The organism is Streptomyces sp. NPDC097981 (assembly GCF_040302565.1).
In the GTDB taxonomy this organism is placed as follows: Bacteria; Actinomycetota; Actinomycetes; order Streptomycetales; family Streptomycetaceae; genus Streptomyces.
In genome coordinates this window covers 1-3,153 of the sequence record NZ_JBEORW010000152.1, presented here as the reverse complement: position 1 = coordinate 3,153, position 3,153 = coordinate 1, and the positions used below count along the sequence as shown (strand labels likewise).

Below are 3,153 nucleotides of genomic sequence, written 5' to 3'. Positions count from 1 at the left end.
CGGATTCAGGGACAGGATGGAAGAACCTGTTGGTGGCATCGGGCATGGCGAGCCTCATGTCTCGGCGTCCGGGGGAGCGGTCTGGCGGCCGGCGGGTCGTCTTATTGCCGCGGCCAGCCGCACTGGTCGACCAGTTTCGGGTGGTGGCCGTCACCAAGTGTCCACCGACTGCTCGGACACGCTGAAGACCTCTGAGGCTTGGCCGGTACGTCCGAACTCGCCCTGACCGACGCATGTCCCCACTTTGGCGCTCACACCCGACCAATAAGCAGGAGGTCCACCAGTTTCGGTCAATATCGGGGACCACCGTGTGGCCAGGACTCAACGCAATCTGCAGTGCGACGAGGCCCTGAAGCGGCCCCTCCAAGCTGGTCGTTGCAGGTCACAGGCGGGGCTATTTCATAACATCATTCAATCAGAAACCAACCGGGGATCAGTTCCAGCCGTCACCGTGGTCCAAATAACAACGTCACAGGCAGCCCGCAGACAGGTGACGGGCGAGAATCCGCAGGTCGAGCTGGATAGATCGATCACCGCAGGGGTCGGCAAGCGCACGGAGATCCTGGTGCGCACGGTGGATGACCCAAGGGGGCTGAAGGCAAGTGGCGGCAAAGCTAAGCCGCTTACGCAAAAATAGGGAAGCGGAATTATTGCTACCTCGCCGGGGTGTGCGAGGTCTTCGAATGCGAAAAAATTAGCCATAGGAACCGGAGGAAAGTTCATGTCTTTCAAGAACATCTTCGATGGCGGCGGAAGCGAAGCCAAGTCCGCCGAAGAATCCGCTCGAAAGGTATACGAAAATATCCCTGGCGCTCGGCCTGAACGGGAAGGGGTCGATCCGGAGCTCTACGACGGCATTCCTGAAGCTGCGCGTGACCCGAAGATTGTGCGCGAGACGTCGCCTGAGGCGCTCAATATCATGAACAACTTCCTCACCCCCCTGTTCAAGAACACCCAGACAGTAGCCGCCGAGCAGCGGGAAGCCAGCGAAAACCCCGAATCGACATCGGGTATGGCGTCTTCGGCCAAGGATGAGGCGTTCAAGAAGGTGGAGGTGGAAATTAGGGACGAAGACCGGCCGAAGGTCAGCGACGAAGAGCTGGAAGATTCGCGAAAGGATAACTACAAGTCGGCGAAAGGCGTCAAAAGGGCTGACGGTGGGGCGGTCATTTGGTGAGGGCCGATTAGGAATCCAAGACGCATCGTTGAGTTCTGCTACACAAGGAGACTGCAGGGCATATGGGTGACGCCATCAAAAACAACGTGAGTACAGCTTATCTTGGCGAACGATTTATCCGCCACCCTCTGACAGGGCGAAACCTGAAGGAGCTCAAAATTGCCGACAAGGCATCGGCCATCCTGGAGCGTGACAAGGAGAAGCTGAAGAGGAAGGCCGAGAAGAAAACGCCAGACGGGAAGGACCGGTATGTCTCCCCTACCGGATTTTCTTTGAATAAGGGGCGATTCGGCGACTTTCCTGATGGGGAGGATGTGGCACACCAGCGCGGGTGGCGCGCATATATGACGGTGGGGGTACCGCTTGTCGAAGAGCGAGGCGACATTGTGCAGCCGCCTCCGGACGTGATCTCCAAGCAAACGTACGTCAATCGAACCGACCCCAAACCCACCACATGGTCACATACCGTAGAATTCTCGATTTCGAACACAATCAGCTGGTCGCTCCAGGGGCAGGTACAGCTTACTTTCGGGGCAAAAGCCATCGCATCACTTCAGCAGCAATTACAGAAGAGCATGGCGATGAACAAGTCCGAGAAGATCACCCTGAAGAACAGTAAGGACAATCAGGGTGTTGACGCGGAATCTCAGTCGCAATCGACAACTACGACAACAGCCACGAGTACCGCCACGGGCACCGGGGAATTGTCGGCACAGCTGATGCTTGGGATCACTGCTTCTGTCAGTGGTTCGTTGACCACTTCGTTCAAAACATCGTCCACGCTGAACGGGGAAGTCGGCAGCCGGGTGGATGTCCTGGCCACGCAGCGACGCCAGGTGCGGAGGTTCGACTACGAATTCCCTGTCTCCTTCGGCGGGTGGGTCGCGCTGCATTACCCCGAGCCGGTAGAGGTCAAGGAGACCCGCCCGGACGGCCCGCAAGCCAAGGAACCGAAGTACTCCAACGTGATTGCATGGAAACTCGGTGAGACCGGTACGGCTGCCGAGGCTTTCGACTTGACCGATCAAGGCAAGCCGTTTATGCAAAAGGGGGAGGCCGAGGTCGTTTCCACCCTCGCCGGGGTGCATGAGGTCTTCGAGCTTGAAAAACTTAATTTCGACATGAAGGATCACCCTCTTCACAAGGGCGACGGCAAAGAGCAAGAGATCCCGAGAAAGGCTCCCGTCGAGCTCGCCAAGGAGTTGGGGACGCCCGACGGTCTCGCGCTGGACCTGAAGAAGCAAAAGGCGTACATCGCCGATCGGTCCGGCGGCAAGCTGCGCCAGGTGGATCTCGCCAACGGCCGCACGGACTGGGTCCTGGACAAGCTGGGAGACGTCAACGATGTGGCGCTGGACCTGCCGCGCAACAGGGCCTACGTCACCGACTACAGCGGCAAGCGCCTGTTGAGGGTGGACTTGTCCGACCGCTCCGCCTCCCCGGTCATGGTCGCCGAGGGCATTTCCGCGTACGGCGTCGCGCTGGACCTGCCGGGCAACAAGGCCTACGTCGCCGACTACCTGGGCGGGAAGCTGGTCGAGTTCGACCTGAACAGCGAACTGGCGAAGAAGGGGCGCGAGTGGTCCGTGCCGGCGGCCGCCGGAGTTGCGCTGAGCGGGGGCAAGGCATACGTCGGCCAGTATGACTCCGGCGGGCTGTACGAGGTCGACCTGACGACACGTGGCGGCACCCCGCCGACCGTGGCCACCAATCTCGGGACAAGCGTCCGCGTGGCGCTGGACGGCGCGGGCAACGCATACGTCTCCGACTCGAGCGGCTGCAGGCTGCTTGAGGTCGTCGTGGCTGACGGCGAGGCCAAGGGCCGTCAGCGCGTGGTGGCCGACGGTCTCGGCAATGTCTGCGGCCTCGGGCTGGACCGCGACAACGGCTGGATCTACGTCAGCAACCGGCAGGGCCAGCTGTTGCGGATCTCCGGCGTGCTGCCCGGTGCCTCGGCAAAGTCGTAGCGTAGGGCT

At 60.4% G+C, this 3,153-nt stretch carries 2 protein-coding genes; both read left to right on the top strand.

The annotated features are described in order from the left end of the window. Window positions 1-721: 721 nt before the first annotated feature. The gene (locus tag ABTY04_RS40650; RefSeq protein WP_352218461.1) at window positions 722-1,177 is read left to right on the top strand and encodes a hypothetical protein; all 456 of its coding nucleotides are present in this window, start codon (window positions 722-724) and stop codon (window positions 1,175-1,177) included. A gap of 62 nt (window positions 1,178-1,239) precedes the next feature. Continuing rightward, window positions 1,240-3,144, top strand: coding sequence for an NHL repeat-containing protein (locus ABTY04_RS40645; protein WP_352218460.1), 1,905 nt, complete (start codon window positions 1,240-1,242; stop codon window positions 3,142-3,144). The last annotated feature ends 9 nt before the right edge of the window (window positions 3,145-3,153 follow it).

Excerpts from the sequence above, each read along its gene's own strand:
- ABTY04_RS40650 (WP_352218461.1), top strand. The coding sequence starts at position 722 with ATGTCTTTCAAGAACATCTTCGATGGCGGCGGAAGCGAAGCCAAGTCC.
- ABTY04_RS40645 (WP_352218460.1), top strand. The coding sequence starts at position 1,240 with ATGGGTGACGCCATCAAAAACAACGTGAGTACAGCTTATCTTGGCGAA.